Raw genomic sequence first — 18,746 nt, forward strand, 5'->3', positions numbered from 1 at the left:
GGTAAGCGCCAGCGCCATCCACCGCCATCAGGCAAATTTCAACAGGATGTCATTGAGTGAAAATCAGATTCTCCGCATTCATCTTTCTATGCTTAAGCAGCCTCGCCCACGCCGCCGACTGGCCGCGAACGATCACCGACAGCCATGGCACGCATACGCTGACGCAAGCTCCGCTGCGCATTGTTTCCACCAGCGTCACGTTAACCGGCTCGCTGCTGGCAATTGATGCCCCCGTGGTGGCAAGCGGTGCCACCGCACCTGGCAACCGCATGGGCGATGCGCAAGGTTTCCTGCGCCAGTGGGGTGATATCGCAAAAGCGCGCAACGTGCAGCGTTTATATATCGGTGAGGCCAGCGCCGAAGCAGTGGCTGCGCAAATGCCAGATTTGATTTTGATTAGTGCCACCGGAGGCGATTCCGCCCTCGCCCTTTATGACCAGCTTTCCACTATCGCCCCGACGTTGGTTATCAATTACGACGACAAAAGCTGGCAACAATTGCTGACGCAACTCGGCGAGATTACCGGGCATGAAACCCAGGCGGCGGCACGCATTGCCAGTTTTGATAAGCAGCTCAACGAGGCAAAACAGCGTATGACGCTGCCGCCACAGCCGGTCACCGCGCTGGTTTACACCCCGGCATCACGTTCGGCAAACCTGTGGACGGCAGAATCCGCGCAGGGGAAATTGTTCCAGCAGTTAGGTTTTACTTTGTCGTCTTTGCCTGCGGCGGTGAATGCCAGCAAGAGCATGGGAAAACGCCACGACATCGTGCAATTGGGTGGCGAGAATCTTGCTGCGGGTTTGAATGGTGAGAGTTTGTTCCTGTTCGCCAGCGATGAGAAAGATGCCACGGCGCTGGAAACCAACCCATTGCTTTCGCACCTGGGCGCCGTGCAGAAAAAACAGGTTTATGCGCTGGGCACCGAAACATTCCGTCTGGATTATTACAGTGCCACGCAGGTTCTGGAGCGGATGAGTCAGTTGTTTGGTAGCAAGTGATTTTTTGTAATGTGGTGGATGACGCTTGCGCTTATCCACCCTACGAAAACCTACGCCGGAACGCTCTGCTGATAACCACGCAGCTGCACCAACACCATCGCCAATACTATGCCGCACAGTGTTAATGCCAGGCCGCTCGCACTCGCCGCAGCGACCGGCGTCATCGCTACCGTCAGTCCGCCTAAAATGGCGGCACCAATCGCATCGCCAGTGACGTTTTGCGCCGTCCACAAACCGTTAATACGACCTAACATACCGTCCGGTGTTAGCGTCTGAATTAAGGTGTATTGCAGCAAAGAGCTGATCGCACTGAGATAACCAAATAGCGCCAGACACGCCAGCCCAAGCCCCCAAACCGGCATCAGGCTGAAAACGCCAATTGAGATAAACGAAACAATTCCCGTCGCCAGCATAATACGGCCTGGGCGTGCGTGATGGGCAATACGCCCGCTGGTCAACGCGCCAATGGCAGCACCCAACGGAACGGCAGCGTACATCAGGCCGATTTGCGCCGCGCTCATTTGCCAGTGTCCGGCGAGTGCGGGATAAAGAACGCGCACCGCGCTCGCCATCGTCAGCAACGCGCCAACTAACGCAATGCCGCCAATAATCGGGTTACCGACCAAAAAACGGAACCCATTGAGCAGCGAAAGCAGCGGGTTTTCACGCACCTGCGGCGGTGGCGGCAGCTTCGGTAAACTCAACAGCGGCAGTAAAGTGACGAAAGTGCCGACAGACGCCAGCGCGTAGTTCCACACCACGCCGCCGGAGGCCAACAACAGCCCGCCGAGCATCGGTGAAATCACTGAGCCGAGGCGCACCGTCAGCATGGTAATCGCACTCGCCTGCATTAAGTTTTCACGCCCGACTAACGCGGGTGTGGCGGCTAACAACGCGGTCACGCCAAGTGCGCCAAAGAAACCATCCCATACGCCAAGCAGATAAATCGCCGCCAGCGACGGTTCCGGCAAGGCGGCGTTAATCGTCAGGCCAATAAAGCCAACGCCACAGGTAGATCGCGCCAGCAAAATCAAACGGCGGCGTTCGTGCCGGTCGGCCAGCACACCGCCCATCATCAGGCCGATAAACATCGCGCTGCCGGTTAACGTCACTGCCAGCCCAACTTGCAAGGAAGAACCGGTCAGCGTCTGGATTTGTACCGGCACGGCAACGCCCAGTAACCCAAGCGAGACAATCGAGATAAAACGGGCAAGGAAGACGGCGCGAAAAGCAGGATGAGTTTTGAGCAAACTGAGGTTGAGCAACAAAGAATTACGGTTCATTACATGGCCTTAAAACGAATTTTTCTTTCCAGATGCGAGGCGGCTCATGCTAGCATAAACAAATAAGAGTGATAATGATAATAACTATCATTTAATTTTACATTGTTTTTGTAAGGCTACGAAGTGAAGGATATACAACGTATGTCACGCTGGTTCATCCTGCTGAGTTTGTTGTTTTTACTGCTTTTAATGGCAGCGCTCAGTCTGCTGTTAGGTGCCAAATCACTCCCCGCAGAAGTTGTTATGGATGCGCTCAGCGGCCAGTGCCAAAGTGCGGATTGCACCATCGTGCTTGATGCACGCCTCCCGCGCACGCTAGCGGGTATTCTTGCCGGAGGCGCACTTGGCCTTGCCGGTGCGTTGATGCAAACCCTGACACGCAATCCGCTTGCTGACCCCGGACTGCTTGGTGTTAATGCCGGAGCGAGTTTTGCCATTGTGCTGGGTGCCGCCGTGTGGAGCCTTTCGTCGCCGATAGCGCTGCTCGGGCTGGCGTTTGCTGGTGCATTATCTGCCGCTTTAGTGGTGGCGTTTACCGGAAGCCAGGGCGGTGGGCAGCTCAGCCCGGTGCGTTTGACGCTGGCAGGCGTGGCGCTCGGCGCGGTGCTTGAAGGCTTGAGCAACGGTATCGCGCTGTTAAATCCAGTGGTCTATGACCAGTTACGTTTCTGGCAGGCCGGAACGCTGGATATTCGCACCCTCACGACTTTGAAAATTATCGTGCTGCCGGTACTGACGGGCTGTGCGATTGCGCTGCTGATCAGCCGTTCGCTTAACAGCCTGAGCATGGGCACCGACACCGCAACCGCACTCGGCAGTAAAGTGGCGCGCACCCAATTGCTGGGTTTAGTGGCAATAACGTTATTGTGTGGCAGCGCCACCGCCGCCGTGGGGCCGATTGCCTTTATCGGCCTGATGATGCCGCATCTGGCGCGTTGGCTGGTGGGGGCCGACCACCGCTGGTCGCTTCCCGTCACCTTGATTGCCACCCCGGCCCTGTTGCTGTTCGCCGATATTATTGGCCGCATGCTGGTGCCTGGCGAGCTGCGCGTTTCAGTGGTGAGCGCGTTTATTGGCGCGCCGATGCTCATTTACCTGGTGCGCCGTAGCCGTAAAGGAGCCAGGCAATGAACCGCTCCTCCCCACGCCTGTTTATCAGTTGCTGGTGCTTGCTGTTGCTCGGTATCTCGCTCGGATTATGGAGCCTGGGCAGCGGCGTGTTGCCGCTCTCGGTCAGCCAGGTGATTGACGCTCTGCTTGGTACCGCACCACGAAATATCTCACTGGTGGTCGTCGAATGGCGTTTGCCACGCGTTGTCATGGCGCTGCTGATTGGCGCGGCGCTAGGCGTGAGCGGGGCCATTTTCCAGTCGCTAATGCGCAACCCGCTCGGCAGCCCGGATGTGATGGGTTTTAACACCGGAGCCTGGAGCGGAGTATTAGTGGCGATGGTGCTGTTTGGTCAACATCAAACGGCGATTGCCGGTGCAGCCATGGCAGGCGGCATCATCACCGCGCTGGTGGTGTGGTTGCTGGCCTGGCGTAACGGTATCGAAACTTTCCGCTTAATCATTATTGGAATCGGCGTGCGCGCCATGCTGGTGGCGTTTAACACCTGGCTGTTACTGCACGCCTCGCTGGAAACCGCTCTCTCCGCCGGGTTGTGGAATGCAGGCTCGCTCAACGGTTTGACGTGGGCGAAAATTTCCCCTGCCGCCCCGTTGATGTTGCTAGCGCTAATTGCGGGCGCATTACTGGTTCGCCGTATGCGGCTGCTGGAAATGGGCGATGACAGCGCCTGCGCATTGGGTGTTTCCGTTGAGCGCTCGCGCCTGATGTTGATGTTAACCGGCGTGATTCTGACTGCCGCCGCAACCGCACTTGCCGGGCCGATTTCGTTTATCGCCCTCGTCGCCCCGCACATTGCCCGCCGCCTGAGCGGCAGCTCGCGCTGGGGTTTGCTGCAATCTGCCTTATGCGGTGCAACGTTGCTGCTGGCCGCCGACCTTTGCGCCCAGCAACTGTTCATGCCGTATCAGTTACCTGTCGGCGTGGTGACGGTCAGCCTTGGCGGTATCTATTTAATTGCGTTGTTGATTCAGGAGTCCCGTAAGAAATGAGTCAGATTTCCTCCCCCTCACGCCTGCATGGCGAAAAACTGACGCTGGGATATGGCAATCATGTGGTGGCAGATGGCCTGACCGTCGCCATTCCTGACGGGAAATTTACCGCGATTATCGGCCCCAACGGCTGCGGGAAATCCACGCTGCTGCGCACGCTAAGCCGCCTGATGAAACCGATGCACGGCGAGGTGTGGTTAGACGGTAATGAAATCCATCGCTTCGCCACTAAAGAAGTGGCGCGGCGCATCGGGTTGCTGGCGCAAAACTCCAGCGCGCCGGGCGATATTAGCGTGGCTGAACTGGTAGCGCGTGGGCGTTATCCGCATCAGCCGATGTTTACCCGCTGGCGCGAAGAAGACCGCCAGGCGGTGGCGCGGGCAATGCAGGCGACCAACATTGAAGATTTAGCCGAGCAGCCAGTGGATACGCTATCGGGCGGCCAGCGCCAGCGCGCATGGATTGCGATGGTTCTGGCGCAGGAAACCTCCATTCTGCTGCTGGATGAACCGACCACCTGGCTGGATATCAGCCATCAAATTGATTTACTGGAACTGCTGCGCGATCTGAACCAAAAGCAGGGCTACACGCTGGCTGCCGTGCTGCACGATTTGAACCAGGCTTGCCGTTATGCAACTCATTTAATTGCACTGCGAGACGGGAAAATTGTTGCCGAAGGCGCACCGGCAGACATTGTCACACCGGAGCTTATCGAGGCCATTTATGGCCTACGCTGCATGATTATTGAAGATCCGGTGGCGCATACACCGCTGGTGGTGCCGCTCGGGCGTGGCTAAAAACTCGCTGATTAAAAAGTTTGCGTAACGTCTCGCAAAGATGCACACTCACACAGTGCAAGGATGCAAGGTATGCTCTACTGCCCATCCGGTCACTCAGATGGAACCAGCATCATGGAGAAGTACTCCTCTATAAGAGTGAACAACCAGTTCCGGCTAATCTTCATCTGGCGTAACGGCAAAGCGCACAATATTTACCTTGATGATCATGGCTATCGAAAACATAACTGATTCGCCCAGTAACCACGCAATGAGGATGAATTATGGTCCAGGCACAGCGTAAACCGACCACCGTTGGTGACGTGCTGCTTTATGAATACCTCGAACCGACTGGCTTGCGTATTAACGATCTGGCCGAAATGCTTCAGGTACATCGAAATACGGTGAGTAAATTGCTCAATAACAACAGTAAACTCACCACTGATATGGCCTTCAGACTGGCAAAAGCATTTGATACTTCTGTAGATTTTTGGCTGAATCTACAAACCAATCTCGATGTCTGGGAAATCCAAAACGACCCACGTACCCAGGTAGAAATTAGCCGTATCATCACGCTCAAAGAGATGCTTGAGCGTAAAACTCGCGCGGCATAAGCGACACGGCGGATAGCACAAACCATCCGCCGCTTTTATTTAGCTCAGCGCTAACACCTGCTGTAACAGCGGCCCTATTTCCTCAAAGGCTTTTGGCGAAATAATATCGACGTGCGCGCAGTCCAGGCGGAAGACTTCAAGCTCGCTAATCCACGGTGCCCAGGCTTTTTGCGGCTCCATTCCTTCGGGCAGCGTTCGCTCGGCCACAAACAACGTGGCTTTCCCACCAAACGGCACGCTTTGCGCGCTGGTTAACAACCGCACCGCATCACCATAGTTACCTTCTATGGCCTGGAATAAGGCGTCGGAAGCTTGACCGGCTTGTGCGGCAACAAAGGCTTCGCGTTCACGGTTAATCTCTTCAAGTACCAGAGGATCGAGTTCGTTTGCCCCCTTCTCCGCCCAGTTTTGTGTTTCTGGCGGCCAGGTATCCAGCAGGCCTAAAAACGCCACTGCTTCGCCTGCCGCTTCAAGCCGTGCCGCAATACCTTGCGCGAGTGTGCCACCCAACGAATATCCCATCAGGTAATACGGGCCATGCGGCTGGAGTTCGCGCAGGGTTTGCAGATGCGATTCGCAAACCTGTGCCAGATTTTCCGCTTGCTGCATCGGGCCATCCGGGCGCGGCGACTGAATACCGGTAATCGACCAGCGCGGGTCGAGATAACGCTGCAACACACTAAATTGCCAGGCAAAACCCGACGCCGGATGGAAGCAGTACAGCGTCGGCCCGTGGCTTTTACGCAACGGCAGAACCGCAGCAAAACCTGCGCGGCTGGCCTCTTCTTCGCCCTGCCCTTGTGCCAGTGTTTCCGCAAGTTGGCCGACGGTGGACGCCACCATCACCTGGCCGACGGTCACCGGCCTTGCGAGGGTACGGCGTAATTCAGCCGCGAGGCGCATCGCCAGTAATGAATGGCCGCCGAGGGCAAAGAAGTCGTCATCCACGGACTGAATTTCACAACCCAGCAGGCTGGCAAAAGATCCAGCGATGGTGATTTCCAGAGCCGATTCGGGCGCACGACCGCTGCTGCGTAACGCCAGTTCAGGCAACGGCAGGGCTTTTCTGTCCAGTTTGCCGTTGGCACTCAGCGGGAATTCATCCAGCTGGATCAGTGCCACCGGCACCATATGCGCAGGCAGGACCGCGCTAAGCTGTTCACGCATTGGCTCAAGGGGTAAAGCCTGACCAGAAGCCGAAACCAGATAACCGACTAACTGGCGAGCATCACCGCCGCCAACGGCTTCTTTATTGAGCACGCAAGCGAGTGTCACGGCCTGTGCCACATAGGGCAAAGCCTGCAACGCACGGTCAATATCCCCTAGCTCAATGCGCTGGCCGCGGATTTTTAGCTGATCGTCGCTGCGCCCGAGATATTCCACCGCACCGTCATCCAGCCAGCGTGCGACGTCACCGGTGCGGTACATCCGCTCACCTGCGGCAAAAGGGTCGGCAACAAAACGGCTGGCGGTGAGATCCGGGCGGGATAAGTAACCTTGCGCAAGTTGAATGCCGGTGAGGTAAAGATCGCCTGCAATACCCGGCGGTACCGGGCGCATTGCCGAGTCCAGAATGCGCAAGCCCGTGTTCCAAACCGGCCAGCCAATCGGCACGCTGCTACCCGACACCTGCGCCAGTTCGTCACCAAATGCCGGATACCAACTCACGTCCACAGCGGCTTCCGTTGGCCCATAAAGGTTATGTAGCGGCGCGTGAGTTAGCTGTTCCCACTGGCGGCACAGTTCGGTTGGCAGCGCTTCACCACTACAGAACACGCGGCGTAATGTGGTGCAGCTGGCAATCGCAGCTTCATCGCCAAGTGCTGCAACAAACGCGCTCAACATAGAGGGAACAAAGTGCGTGGTAGTAACGCGATAACGGGCAAAGAGCTGCTGTAGCGCTTGTGGATCGCGGTGCGCCTCCGGCGGTGCCATCACCAGTTGTGCGCCAACCAGATACGGCCAGAAAAACTCCCAAACCGAAACATCAAAACTGCATGGGGTTTTCTGCAAAACCACATCTTCAGCGTTTAATGGATAGTGATTTTGCATCCATAACAGGCGGTTAACGATGGCCTGTTGCCCGACCATCACCCCTTTCGGGCGGCCTGTTGAACCAGAGGTGAAAATCACATACGCGGTGTGTTCGGGGCGCGAAAGTGCTTGCCGCTCCGGTAAATTATCGGTTTCCAGCAGCGCCTGATAACTAAAGGTTTGCAAACCATTGATGCCGCTAAAACGTGGGAGCTGATCTTGCGCGGTCAGCAGCAAACGCGGAGCCGCATCTTCCAGCATCATATGCAGGCGTTCGTCGGGATAACCAGTATCCAGCGGCAACCACGCTGCGCCCACTTCAACAATCGCCTGCAACGCCAGTGATAAAAAGACCGAACGCGGTAGCGCCACCGCCACCACATCGCCAGGTTTCACGCCACGGGCAATCAGTTCACTGGCCAAAGCACGCACCTGTTGGTGCATTTCACGATAAGTAAACTGATGGTTTTCATCAGCCAGCGCCGGAGCATTTGGCGTGCGCAGAACCTGTTCGCCAATCAACTGGCTTAAGGTTGTCGCGGGAACTACCGTTTGCGTGGCGTTGACACCATCCAACAGTTCTATTTCGGATTCATGTAGCAGTTGGGCATCCACACAGCGTAAGTCGGGATTAGCCGCAAACTGGCGCAAAAGTCGCGGTAAACGAGCGAGATGTTGCTGCAATGTGCCGGCATCATAACGCTCGGCGTTCGCCAGAATTTCCAGCGAGAAGTCGCCCTGTTCGCTAATATACAGCGCAATTTCAAGATCCCGTACCGGCCCTGATGCCAGTTGATGCGTAACCCCGTCAATGCCGTTGAAATCCAGGCGGTAATCAAACATTTTCAGGTTCAATACCGGGCCATATAACGGCTCACCGCTGGAAACCTGCCCTAAATCACGCTGGATTTGCTCGGCATCGTAGCGCTGGTAGCGGCGCAGGCCTTTTAACTCTTTCGCCAGATTTGCGGCGAGTGCCGCAAGGGTAAAGTCCGGCTCGATACGCACGCCAAACGGCAGCACGTTTAACACCGGGCCGGTTGCGCAAAGCGCTGCGGAACCCATGCGGCGCATGAAGATAAAGCCTGCCGAATAATCAGCGCGCCCGCTTAAGCGCCCGAGCCACAAGGCCACCAGCCCTAATGCCATATCGGCGGCGGTCAGGTTATGGGAGCGAGCGCAGTTCACCAGCTCCATGAATTCAGTGCTGTCAAAATGCAGCGACTGGCGAATCAATTGCGTAGTGGACCCCTGGCCTGTCAGCGGTTTAGCCGAAAGCGTGGTGGGAGGCGGCAGCTGTTTGGTTTTACTTGCCCAAAATGCCGCATCGCGTTGCCAGGCGTCGCTTTCTCGGTAATGTTCGTATTCAGCCACCACTTCGCTAAACGGGGTAAAGGGGCTGGGTTCAGGTTGCACATTCTGACAGTAGGCACTGTAAATATTGGCAATACGGCGGGTAATGGCGGTGAAGCTGAAGCCATCTACCACTAAATGATGGAAACGTTGATACCAGAACCAGCGCGTTTCGCTGACTCGTAAAATCTGATGATGGTAAAGCGGTTTGCCGCTACTGATGCGTAAATCCTGTTCGAGATCGTCACGCATCATGGTCAACGCCACCGCTTCTGGGTCGGCGCTTTTACGGAGATCGCGGCACAGCGGCAGAGTGAACGACGCGTCAGGATCAACCCACTGGCGCGCTTCGCCATCCACTTCGCTAAAGCGCATGCCAAGAGTATCGGCCTCTTTCATTCCGGCGACGATAGCCTTGCACAGCAGCGCTTCATTGAGTTCGCCTTTTAATTCAACGTAATGGGCCACGCTCCACGCATTGGCCTGTGGCGAAAGCTGATCCGCCATCCAGATGCCGGGCTGCGCCGCCACTAACGGCAAGGTCATTATATTTTTACTCACCGATCACCCCAGTTTTTGCAAAAGATGAAGGTTGCAGTTGCGTCCAGTTGGCAAGCAACCAACGGTTGCACTCATCGTTTGATGCCGGTTCACAAACCACCTGCCAGCCACCGGGCAATGCACAGTGTTCAGGCCATAAACTGAACTGTTGCTGGCGGTTTTCAAGGATGAAAAAACGGCTCTGCACTGAGTCGAAGGGATTACTAAATTCCATGCCTTACTCCTGTTTAAAAGACGCTTTCCACAGCCAGGTCAGACCGTCGAGCAACCCGCCTCGCCAGCAAAGCGCATCATGCCCACCGTCAACCTGACGGTAGAAAATCGGCTGCTGTGTCTGTTGTAGTAAGGGATAAATTCGTTGATTAACTTGATGAATGAGCGGTTCTCTGACCCCTGCTTCAAGATAGATGCGTAACGGTTTTTCGCAGCGCAAGCCGCTTTCCAGTTGCTGGATTAACTGCCCGCCGTGCGCCGCGGTTTCGCGCTTTGGCCACCAGTACGAACCGGACTGGCTAAGCACGCAGCCAAATTGTTCCGGCCAGTGGAGTGCGGCATAAAGCGATGAAAGCCCACCATAGCTTTGCCCCGCCACCACGGTGGTTTCAGGGTTTTCATTCCAGCGGATTTGCGCACGAAGCTGCGGCAAAAGTTCTTCTTGTACCGCACACCAGAACTGCGCATTACACGGCAGCTCATCGCTACGCGTCGCATCGTCGATGACATCAATCAGCACGTAAACAGCGGGCGGCAGCTCACCGCTGTCCGTTTGTGCCTGCAACGCGGACCATACCGGCATCCCTTCCGCCCAGAATTGCCCGTCGAGCAAAATCGCCAACGGGCGCTGCTCCGGTGATTCATCGCCGGTGGTGAATATCCACACCCTGCGCTGGTTGTGCAGACGCGGGCTATTCCAGGTGATGCACTGCGGCTCGCGGTAGGGTATTTCCAGTGCTTGCCAACCGGGCTGCGGTGGCGCATCAGGCAGATGAAGTGCTGACATGGGATGCCCGCGTCCGCCGTGCCAGCTTTCAGGATTCAGAGGGTCGGCAATCGCACACGGCAATAATTTTCGCCACCCTTCGCGCAGCGCCATAGGTTCCGGCACGATGCCTTCGAAGGCTGCCGCCGGGAAATCCTCTTCGCAAGATGACGGAATAAAACAGTAACTGCCACGCCAGGTGCTGCTGAGCTGCGTTTCCCACAGCCAGACATCCGTCCCCGCCACGCGTTCAAGGGTTTGTGGACGAGCGCGTTGGTGATGGTCAGTAACGCCAGTGATGTAAATCCAGACTCGTTTGATCGCTGAGGTTTGCTCACTGCCTTGTGGATCACGCCACAGGAATGTCACCGTACATTGGCCGTCTTTCTCACCGCTAACGGTAGGTATCCCATGCGCCAGCCTTTGCTGCCACCAGCCTTCACTTCCTGTCAGAATATTTCTCACTAGAACATAACCATTTGAAATTATTGATAACGATCAATAATGCTGAAATATATTGATAATACTATTGATAATTATTTGCATTTGCAATAGCGTATTTCCGCGCTTTGAGCTACCAGCTTCCTGGTGCAAAAACAATAAATTGCCGGACTTGACCGCACAATTTCCTCATTTCATGGGGGTTGGCGGGGAGATCTTGGTATCACTATGTGAAATCCATGCTGCACCCGATCCCTCTGGGAATGGAATGACAACGGGTTCAGCGGAAAAGCAGGCCGCCATAATGACTATAAAAATTAACTATTCCCTCGCGATGCTGATTAATCTGGGAATCTACGGTGCCACACTCCCCACTTACGCGGCAGAGCAAGCGGCATCAGCAACGGCTCAAACCGCTGCGACAAGCAACGACAACACGCCGATCCCCGCCGACGAAGACACCATGGTGGTTACCGCTGCCGAGCAGAACTTGCAGGCTCCAGGGGTTTCGACCATCACCGCTGAAGAACTCAAGAAGCGCCCACCCGCGCGTGATATCTCCGAGATCGTCCGTACCATGCCTGGCGTGAACCTCACCGGTAACTCCACCAGCGGCCAGCGCGGTAACGGCCGCCAGATTGATATTCGCGGTATGGGCCCGGAAAACACCCTGATTCTGATCGACGGCAAACCTGTCACCAGCCGTAACTCTGTGCGTTTGGGCTGGCGTGGCGAGCGTGATACCCGCGGCGATGCAAGCTGGGTGCCACCAGAAATGGTTGAACGCATTGAAGTGATTCGTGGCCCTGCGGCCGCGCGTTACGGTAACGGTGCAGCAGGCGGCGTGGTGAATATCATCACCAAAAAAGGCAGCGGCGAGTGGCACGGTTCATGGAACACTTATCTCAATGCGCCTGAGCACAATGATGAAGGCTCAACCAAGCGCACCAACTTCAGCCTGAACGGCCCGCTGGGCGGGGATTTCAGCTTCCGTCTGTACGGTAATCTGGATAAAACTCAAGCCGATGCCTGGGACATTAACCAGGGCCACCAGTCTGAGCGTACCGGGATTTATGCGGATACGCTGCCCGCAGGCCGCGAAGGTGTCACCAACAAAGACGTCAACGGTGTAGTGCGTTGGGACTTTGCGCCGATGCAATCACTGGAACTGGAAGCGGGCTACAGCCGCCAGGGCAACCTGTATTCCGGCGATACGCAGAACACCAATACCAACCAAATCGTTAAAGATAACTATGGTAACGAGACTAACCGTCTGTATCGCCAGAGTTACTCACTGACCTGGAACGGCGGTTGGGATAGCGGCCTGACCACAAGTAACTGGGTGCAGTATGAGCACACGCGCAACTCGCGTATGCAGGAAGGCCTGGCCGGTGGTACCGAAGGGATTTTCTCCAGCGATAAATTCAGTGATATCGACCTGAGCGACGTGCTGTTGCACAGCGAAGTGAATATCCCGATTGATTTCGTGGTGAATCAGAACCTGACGTTGGGTACCGAATGGAACCAACAGAAGATGAAAGATTTATCGTCAAACAGCCAGACGTTTATGGGCGGGCCGATCCCTGGCTCAAGCAGCACCGACCGTAGCCCGTACTCGGAGGCAAAGATCTTCTCGTTGTTTGCTGAAGACAACATGGAAGTGACCGACAGCACCATGCTGACGCCAGGTCTGCGTTTTGATCACCACAGTATTGTGGGCAACAACTGGAGTCCGTCACTGAATCTGTCTCAAGGTTTAGGTGATGACTTCACGTTGAAAATGGGCATCGCCCGCGCCTATAAAGCGCCAAGCCTGTATCAAACCAACCCGAACTACATTCTGTACAGCAAAGGCCAGGGTTGCTACGCCAGCGGCACCGGCGTGGGTTGCTACATGATGGGCAATGACGATCTCAAAGCGGAAACCAGCATTAACAAAGAGATCGGTCTTGAGTTCAAACGTGATGGCTGGCTTGCCGGTGTGACCTGGTTCCGCAACGACTACCGCAACAAAATTGAAGCGGGTTATGCCCCTATCGGCCAGACGGCATCAGGCAAAACCAAAACAGATATTTACCAGTGGGATAATATTGCTGAGGCACTGGTAGAAGGCCTGGAAGGTGCGTTAAACGTGCCGGTCTCCAATTCTGTGAACTGGACGAATAACATCACTTATATGCTGGAAAGCAAGAATAAAGAGACTGGCGAGCGCCTGTCTGTTATTCCGGAATATACCTTGAATTCCACGCTAAGCTGGCAGGTTCGCCAGGACATTTCACTGCAATCGACCTTTACCTGGTACGGCAAGCAACAGCCGAAGAAGTACAACTATAAAGGTCAGCCAGCAACAGGAACGGAAACCAACGAAGTGAGCCCTTATAGCATTTTGGGCCTGAGCGGAACCTGGGATGCGACGAAAAACGTTAGTCTGACGGCGGGCATCGATAACCTGTTTGACGAACGTCACTGGCGTGCGGGTAATGCCCAGACGACTGGCGGCACGACCGGTTATATGTATGGCGCGGGTGCCGCAACCTATAACGAGCCCGGTCGTACTTATTATCTAAGTCTGAATACGCACTTCTAAGTTTTTGGCTATTCGGCGGATGACGCCTGCGCTTATCCGCCCTATGAGAAACCCGTTGTAAGGTGGATTAGCGTGAGCGACTTCCACCGTTTTTAAGCGATCGCGATGCAATATCAACTATCCCATTTCGACTTCTTCCCTGGTCAGCGGGTTTTCCGCGTCGATTTTGACGCCACAACCTTTCAGCCCGACGATCTGTTATGGCTGCCGCATCATCAACGTTTATCCAGTGCGGTAAAAAAACGCCAGGCCGAACATCTCGCGGGAAGAATTGCCGCCGCTGAAGCGCTGCGTTTTCATGGCGTAGCCGATTATGTTCCCGGAATCGGTTTGCATCGCGAACCTTGCTGGCCACCAGGGTTTAGCGGCAGCATTTCGCACAGCGGTAATATCGCGCTGGCAACAGTCATGGCTGACGACCCACTTTTACGAGTGGGAGTAGGCATCGACTATGAAGAAATTATTGCGCCAAATGTCGCGCTGGATATATACAACGGCATTATTGAAAACGCAGAGAAAGAACCGATCGCTGCATCGCCATTTCCCTTTAATTACGCTTTAACTTTGGTGTTTTCAGCGAAAGAAAGTTTATTTAAAGCCTTGTTTCGTCACGTCGGGCGCTACTTTGATTTTTCGGCTGCATCCATAAGTAAAATTGATGATCAACAGCTAATTCTGGTTTTGAATCATTCACTTGGCCCATACAAAAAAGGTTGTGAATTCAAAGCAATATGGAAAGGTAACGCAACGCAATTAATAACGCTAATACGGCTTGGCTGAGAATAAAGAGAAATCGCTTGCGGTTCGGTAATAAGTGAATGTTATATTCGAAAGACACAACACAAATACAACATGACTTATAAAAAGGACTTCCAGAACTATGGAAAACACGCTTTCTCTCGAATCATTCCTCACCTCTGTTCAACAACGTGATCCGCACCAGCCTGAATTTGCGCAGGCAGTACGTGAAGTGATGACCACCCTGTGGCCATTCCTCGAACAAAACCCGCAATATCGCCGTTCCGCGTTACTGGAGCGTTTAGTCGAGCCTGAGCGCGTCATTCAATTCCGCGTGACCTGGGTGGATGACAAAAATCAGGTGCAGGTTAACCGCGCCTGGCGCGTGCAATTTAGCTCCGCAATCGGGCCATTCAAAGGCGGGATGCGTTTCCACCCCTCTGTGAATTTGTCGATTCTGAAATTCTTAGGTTTTGAGCAGACCTTCAAAAACGCGCTGACGACATTGCCAATGGGCGGGGGTAAAGGCGGCAGCGACTTTAACCCAAAAGGCAAAAGTGAAGGCGAGATTATGCGTTTTTGCCAGGCACTGATGATGGAGTTGTATCGCCATTTAGGGCCAGACACTGACGTTCCGGCAGGCGATATTGGCGTGGGTGGCCGTGAAGTGGGCTTTATGGCCGGGATGATGAAAAAGCTCTCCAACAATACGTCTTGCGTATTCACCGGCAAGGGTTTGTCGTTTGGCGGTAGTCTGATTCGCCCGGAAGCTACCGGTTACGGCCTGATTTACTTCACCGATGCCATGCTACAACGCCACGGCCAGGGTTTTGAAGGCAAGCGCGTCGCCGTTTCGGGTTCCGGTAACGTGGCGCAATACGCTATCGAAAAAGCGTTATCGCTGGGGGCTCGCGTGGTGACGGCTTCCGATTCCAACGGCACCGTGGTGGATGAAGCGGGCTTCACAACCGAGAAGCTGGCGCGTTTAACTGAGATCAAATCCAGCCGCGACGGGCGCGTAGCTGATTACGCGAAAGAGTTTGGTCTGGTTTACCTTGAAGGCCAGCAACCGTGGAGCGTACCAGTCGACATCGCGCTGCCTTGCGCTACGCAGAACGAACTGGATACCGAAGCGGCACGCACGCTGATCGCCAATGGCGTAATAGCCGTCGCCGAAGGCGCGAACATGCCGACCACCATTGAAGCCACCAATCTGTTCCTGGAAGCTGGCGTGTTGTTCGCACCGGGCAAAGCGGCAAACGCGGGCGGCGTGGCAACTTCAGGCCTGGAGATGGCGCAGAATGCGGCGCGCCTGAGCTGGAAGTCTGAAAAAGTGGATATTCGTTTGCATCACATCATGCTGGATATTCACGAAGCCTGCGTCAATTACGGCGGCGAAGATAAGCAAACGCATTATGTGCGCGGTGCCAATATTGCAGGTTTCGTCAAAGTGGCCGATGCAATGTTGGGCCAGGGAATTCTGTAAATATTTGATGTAAACGGTGGATGGCGCTAAGCGCTTATCCACCCTACAAAACCGTAAGTCGGATTAGCGCTAGCGACATCCGACAACTTCATTAGCCAACTAAATCGCCGGAACCACCTTAATATCCCCCATCCCAATCCCCAGCTTGCGCGGTTCATGGCCAAGAATATTCCCTTCATTAGATAACTGCGGCTGTGGCGGAATAATTTCCAGCAAGTTACTGCGCTCAGGGTTATCAAAATGCAGCGTAGTGGTAGTCAATTCTTCACCGAGCGTTAATGTCTGCTGCTGGCTACCGATTTTTACCGGCATCGGCTGACCAACATTTGGACCAAACGCTTTGGCTGTGATCACCAGATCAAATTTCTCCGGTAACGGTTCGGCATATTCAATTTTCACTTCGGGAGCCAGATTGGCATTGGACCAGCGCCCCCACTCTTCCGGACGTGAAATTCCGGAATACGCTTTCACCTCAAGCGGAGCACCTGGCACGTTGAAAATAAAACTATCGGCCGGGTAACGAATGGCATTTTCATCCAGTTTTAATAGCGCAACAGTGTTTTTATAACGCGCCTTGTCGATCTCTTGTTTTGCGAACTCCACCGCATGCTGTTCCTGCGGCTGTTCAATTAAACGCACTGACGGTTGTCCGCCCATTTGCCCCTGAGCAACACACAGGCCGGTGGAAAGTGCCAGTTTCGGCTCCCACAAACGCGCCATTTTGAAACAGCGATCGGCCCAAATGAACTTATCTTTTTCACTGAAATCAGCCAGTTGATAGCGCAACGGGGCAGAATATTCGCTTTCCGGTAATGGCTCGATTTTCTTATCCAGAATACGCAGCAGCAGTGGCATTTTGAAATGCGCCCCAGAATAACTAAAAGTATTTTTCTGCTGGTCTATCTCATATTGAGTAATAGTTTTCGGGAAATTCCACAGATCGATGACGTCCGGTTTCCACTCCATCACCTTTTCTTTCACGTTAAGAAACACCGCGGCAATTGACTGCCCCGACAAACTACTGCGCCCCAGGCCAAGGTAATTATCGCCACCCAGAACATCCAGCACCGTCGCCCCGTTATCCAGAGTGCTGCGTTTTACCGGCACCACATCTGCCTGTGGTTGATCACCACGAATAATAAAGAACAGGTTATTTCTATCGTGCTGATTGAGATATTTGTAGGCGGTATTATTCATCGCCAGATGGTCAGAGGAAACGACGATCACGGTATTTTTAAAATACGCTGAGGCTTTTATTTTCTCTATAAGCGCAGCAATATGTTCCTGGCTACAGGCCACGGCACTGAAAGATTGGTTTTCTTTACCTTCAAAGCTATAACTGCGGCGTTTGCAGGTTTTCGAAATAAAGCCGTCCGGGTGATGCGTATCGACCGTTAAAGTGAACAGTGAAAAACGTTTGTTCGCTTTCGAAAGCTCGAGATATTTTTCGAACACTTCATCCAGCACGGTATCGTCGTAGAAGCCCCAGTTATTGCGGTAAGCCGGGTCAGCAACCATCGACTTCAGTTCTTGCGCCCCGTACATATGGTCGAAGCCATGGGATTGTAAAAAAATATCTTTCCCTGCAAAACGTAAGTCTGCGCCCTGCATAAAGTAGTTTTCGTAACCCGATGCTTTCAGGATATCGCCCAAACAGATATTTTTCGGGAAGAAACTCGACATCGAGGCTGATGAATTCCCCTCAAACGGGGCGAATAACGGTATACCACATTGTGAAGCAACCATTCCGGCGATGGTATAATCGGTGCCAGGTAATTGAACGGTATGACTAAAATCTATGCCTCCATTCTTCAGCCCGGTTAATTCCGGTGCTAAATCAGGGAAATACTCCGGTTCTAAATAAGTGCGTTCCAGACTTTCGCCATAAATATAAACGAGATTAAGTTTTGGGTTATTAATTGTGCCTTGCGGGACTTTGTAATAAACATCGAAATCAGAATCACCTGAGCGGGTTTGTGATTTAACCAGTTCTGTCACCTGGCGAAACGCGGGTGATGCATCGACCGAGGCCATCGCCAACACGATTGCTAACAGGCTATAACCCAAATGATGGGGATACCCTTTGCGGCGACGCAGAATCCAGGTCAAACCGCCGAATACCGCGACCAGTGCGACAAACACCCCAACACCGGGAAGAATATATTTGCCAATCCCGGCTCCCGTCATGCTGCTCGTCAGGGTATACAGCACAGCATCATTAATACCTTCGCCGGTGAAGTAGTTACTGGCGACAAACGTCACGTTCAGGACAATATACAAACCCAAAATAAGCAGGATGACGCTAAACCACCAGAGATTACGTCCGGCTTTAAAGGCGTACACGGCAATGGCTGTGACAAACAATACAAGTGAAAGCAATTCCGACAACGCCTAACCCTCGAGATGAATGTGCGCACTGGCGCAAAAGGTACTCATAGCTGGTGCTGGCTAAATCTAGCCGTGTTGTCACACTCCTGCAATTTTTCTGACATGAAAGTGTGCTGCTTTCGGAATTGTACGCATTATGGACAACCATGATGGGCATGATTCATAGATGGTGGCTATCAGAACCATCGTTAATATAACGATTGAGTGGATTGACCCATCTGGCGCAACAGTGATTTAATCCCGCCGCTGTTATGATTTTTTAAAGTGGAATTGTAACGCGCAACAAGCAACAAACTGAGACCACCCGGCAACGGGTGGTTTTTTTTGCCTGTGACTTAAGTTGTTAGGTAAAACTTATCAATTCGATACAGCCTACCCATTAGAG

The 18,746-nt window shown here is 53.8% G+C and carries 14 protein-coding genes; 9 read left to right on the forward strand and 5 right to left on the reverse strand.

Annotated features, from left to right (window positions below):
- Positions 1 to 56 precede the first annotated feature (56 nt).
- On the forward strand, positions 57 to 1,001 hold the full coding sequence (gene fepB / locus D8682_RS09780; RefSeq protein WP_121814162.1) for a Fe2+-enterobactin ABC transporter substrate-binding protein: 945 nt from the start codon (positions 57 to 59) through the stop codon (positions 999 to 1,001).
- Positions 1,002 to 1,051: 50 nt separating this feature from the next.
- Here the strand turns inward: fepB and entS are convergent, their stop codons facing one another.
- Positions 1,052 to 2,284 (reverse strand): enterobactin transporter EntS, encoded by a 1,233-nt coding sequence (entS, locus tag D8682_RS09785; protein ID WP_121814163.1) that lies wholly within the window; start codon positions 2,282 to 2,284, stop codon positions 1,052 to 1,054.
- 141 nt (positions 2,285 to 2,425) lie between these two features.
- Between entS and fepD the strand changes: the two genes are divergently transcribed.
- From fepD to D8682_RS09810, 5 genes are all read left to right on the forward strand, one after another.
- Positions 2,426 to 3,415 carry a Fe(3+)-siderophore ABC transporter permease gene (gene fepD / locus D8682_RS09790; RefSeq protein ID WP_121814164.1) on the forward strand — a complete coding sequence of 330 codons (990 nt, stop codon included), beginning with the start codon at positions 2,426 to 2,428 and terminating at the stop codon, positions 3,413 to 3,415.
- A complete protein-coding gene (fepG, locus tag D8682_RS09795) occupies positions 3,412 to 4,404 on the forward strand; it encodes an iron-enterobactin ABC transporter permease (protein WP_064548922.1) in 993 nt (330 codons plus the stop codon). Before fepD ends, fepG begins: the two co-directional genes overlap by 4 nt.
- A complete protein-coding gene (fepC, locus tag D8682_RS09800) occupies positions 4,401 to 5,201 on the forward strand; it encodes an iron-enterobactin ABC transporter ATP-binding protein (RefSeq protein ID WP_121814165.1) in 801 nt (266 codons plus the stop codon). The genes fepG and fepC overlap by 4 nt, the downstream gene beginning before the upstream one ends.
- A 114-nt stretch (positions 5,202 to 5,315) precedes the next feature.
- Positions 5,316 to 5,432 (forward strand): type II toxin-antitoxin system RelE/ParE family toxin, encoded by a 117-nt coding sequence (locus D8682_RS09805; protein WP_133522370.1) that lies wholly within the window; start codon positions 5,316 to 5,318, stop codon positions 5,430 to 5,432.
- A 32-nt stretch (positions 5,433 to 5,464) separates the two neighbouring features.
- A complete protein-coding gene (locus tag D8682_RS09810; protein WP_064548926.1) occupies positions 5,465 to 5,794 on the forward strand; it encodes a HigA family addiction module antitoxin in 330 nt (109 codons plus the stop codon).
- A gap of 39 nt (positions 5,795 to 5,833) precedes the next feature.
- On the opposite strand, the gene D8682_RS09815 is transcribed toward D8682_RS09810, so the two are convergent.
- From D8682_RS09815 to fes, 3 genes are read right to left on the reverse strand one after another with little or no spacing between them, the layout of a single operon-like run.
- Positions 5,834 to 9,727, reverse strand: coding sequence for an enterobactin synthase subunit F (locus tag D8682_RS09815; RefSeq protein WP_121815677.1), 3,894 nt, complete (start codon positions 9,725 to 9,727; stop codon positions 5,834 to 5,836).
- Between the two features lie 7 nt (positions 9,728 to 9,734).
- On the reverse strand, positions 9,735 to 9,956 hold the full coding sequence (locus tag D8682_RS09820; RefSeq protein WP_121814167.1) for an MbtH family NRPS accessory protein: 222 nt from the start codon (positions 9,954 to 9,956) through the stop codon (positions 9,735 to 9,737).
- 3 nt (positions 9,957 to 9,959) lie between these two features.
- On the reverse strand, positions 9,960 to 11,186 hold the full coding sequence (gene fes, locus D8682_RS09825) for an enterochelin esterase (protein ID WP_121814168.1): 1,227 nt from the start codon (positions 11,184 to 11,186) through the stop codon (positions 9,960 to 9,962).
- 280 nt (positions 11,187 to 11,466) lie between these two features.
- Here fes and D8682_RS09830 point away from each other — a divergent pair, with 280 nt between their 5' ends.
- The 3 genes from D8682_RS09830 to gdhA all read left to right on the forward strand — a co-directional run bounded on the left by D8682_RS09830 (position 11,467) and on the right by gdhA (position 15,973).
- On the forward strand, positions 11,467 to 13,749 hold the full coding sequence (locus D8682_RS09830) for a TonB-dependent siderophore receptor (protein WP_121815678.1): 2,283 nt from the start codon (positions 11,467 to 11,469) through the stop codon (positions 13,747 to 13,749).
- A 105-nt stretch (positions 13,750 to 13,854) separates the two neighbouring features.
- A complete protein-coding gene (gene entD / locus D8682_RS09835; protein WP_121814169.1) occupies positions 13,855 to 14,529 on the forward strand; it encodes an enterobactin synthase subunit EntD in 675 nt (224 codons plus the stop codon).
- Between the two features lie 100 nt (positions 14,530 to 14,629).
- Positions 14,630 to 15,973 carry an NADP-specific glutamate dehydrogenase gene (gene gdhA / locus D8682_RS09840; RefSeq protein ID WP_064548934.1) on the forward strand — a complete coding sequence of 448 codons (1,344 nt, stop codon included), beginning with the start codon at positions 14,630 to 14,632 and terminating at the stop codon, positions 15,971 to 15,973.
- 99 nt (positions 15,974 to 16,072) lie between these two features.
- Here gdhA and opgB read toward each other — a convergent pair whose 3' ends face one another.
- A complete protein-coding gene (gene opgB, locus D8682_RS09845) occupies positions 16,073 to 18,361 on the reverse strand; it encodes a phosphatidylglycerol--membrane-oligosaccharide glycerophosphotransferase (RefSeq protein WP_121814170.1) in 2,289 nt (762 codons plus the stop codon).
- Positions 18,362 to 18,746: the final 385 nt, after the last annotated feature.

The sequence above is a fragment of the Buttiauxella sp. 3AFRM03 genome, from assembly GCF_003675305.1.
GTDB classification, from domain to species: domain Bacteria; phylum Pseudomonadota; class Gammaproteobacteria; order Enterobacterales; family Enterobacteriaceae; genus Buttiauxella; species Buttiauxella ferragutiae.

Excerpts from the sequence above, each read along its gene's own strand:
- entS (WP_121814163.1), bottom strand. The coding sequence starts at position 2,284 with ATGAACCGTAATTCTTTGTTGCTCAACCTCAGTTTGCTCAAAACTCAT.
- fepD (WP_121814164.1), top strand. The coding sequence starts at position 2,426 with ATGTCACGCTGGTTCATCCTGCTGAGTTTGTTGTTTTTACTGCTTTTA.
- fepG (WP_064548922.1), top strand. The coding sequence starts at position 3,412 with ATGAACCGCTCCTCCCCACGCCTGTTTATCAGTTGCTGGTGCTTGCTG.
- fepC (WP_121814165.1), top strand. The coding sequence starts at position 4,401 with ATGAGTCAGATTTCCTCCCCCTCACGCCTGCATGGCGAAAAACTGACG.
- D8682_RS09805 (WP_133522370.1), top strand. The coding sequence starts at position 5,316 with ATGGAGAAGTACTCCTCTATAAGAGTGAACAACCAGTTCCGGCTAATC.
- D8682_RS09810 (WP_064548926.1), top strand. The coding sequence starts at position 5,465 with ATGGTCCAGGCACAGCGTAAACCGACCACCGTTGGTGACGTGCTGCTT.
- D8682_RS09815 (WP_121815677.1), bottom strand. The coding sequence starts at position 9,727 with ATGACCTTGCCGTTAGTGGCGGCGCAGCCCGGCATCTGGATGGCGGAT.
- D8682_RS09820 (WP_121814167.1), bottom strand. The coding sequence starts at position 9,956 with ATGGAATTTAGTAATCCCTTCGACTCAGTGCAGAGCCGTTTTTTCATC.
- D8682_RS09830 (WP_121815678.1), top strand. The coding sequence starts at position 11,467 with ATGACTATAAAAATTAACTATTCCCTCGCGATGCTGATTAATCTGGGA.
- entD (WP_121814169.1), top strand. The coding sequence starts at position 13,855 with ATGCAATATCAACTATCCCATTTCGACTTCTTCCCTGGTCAGCGGGTT.
- gdhA (WP_064548934.1), top strand. The coding sequence starts at position 14,630 with ATGGAAAACACGCTTTCTCTCGAATCATTCCTCACCTCTGTTCAACAA.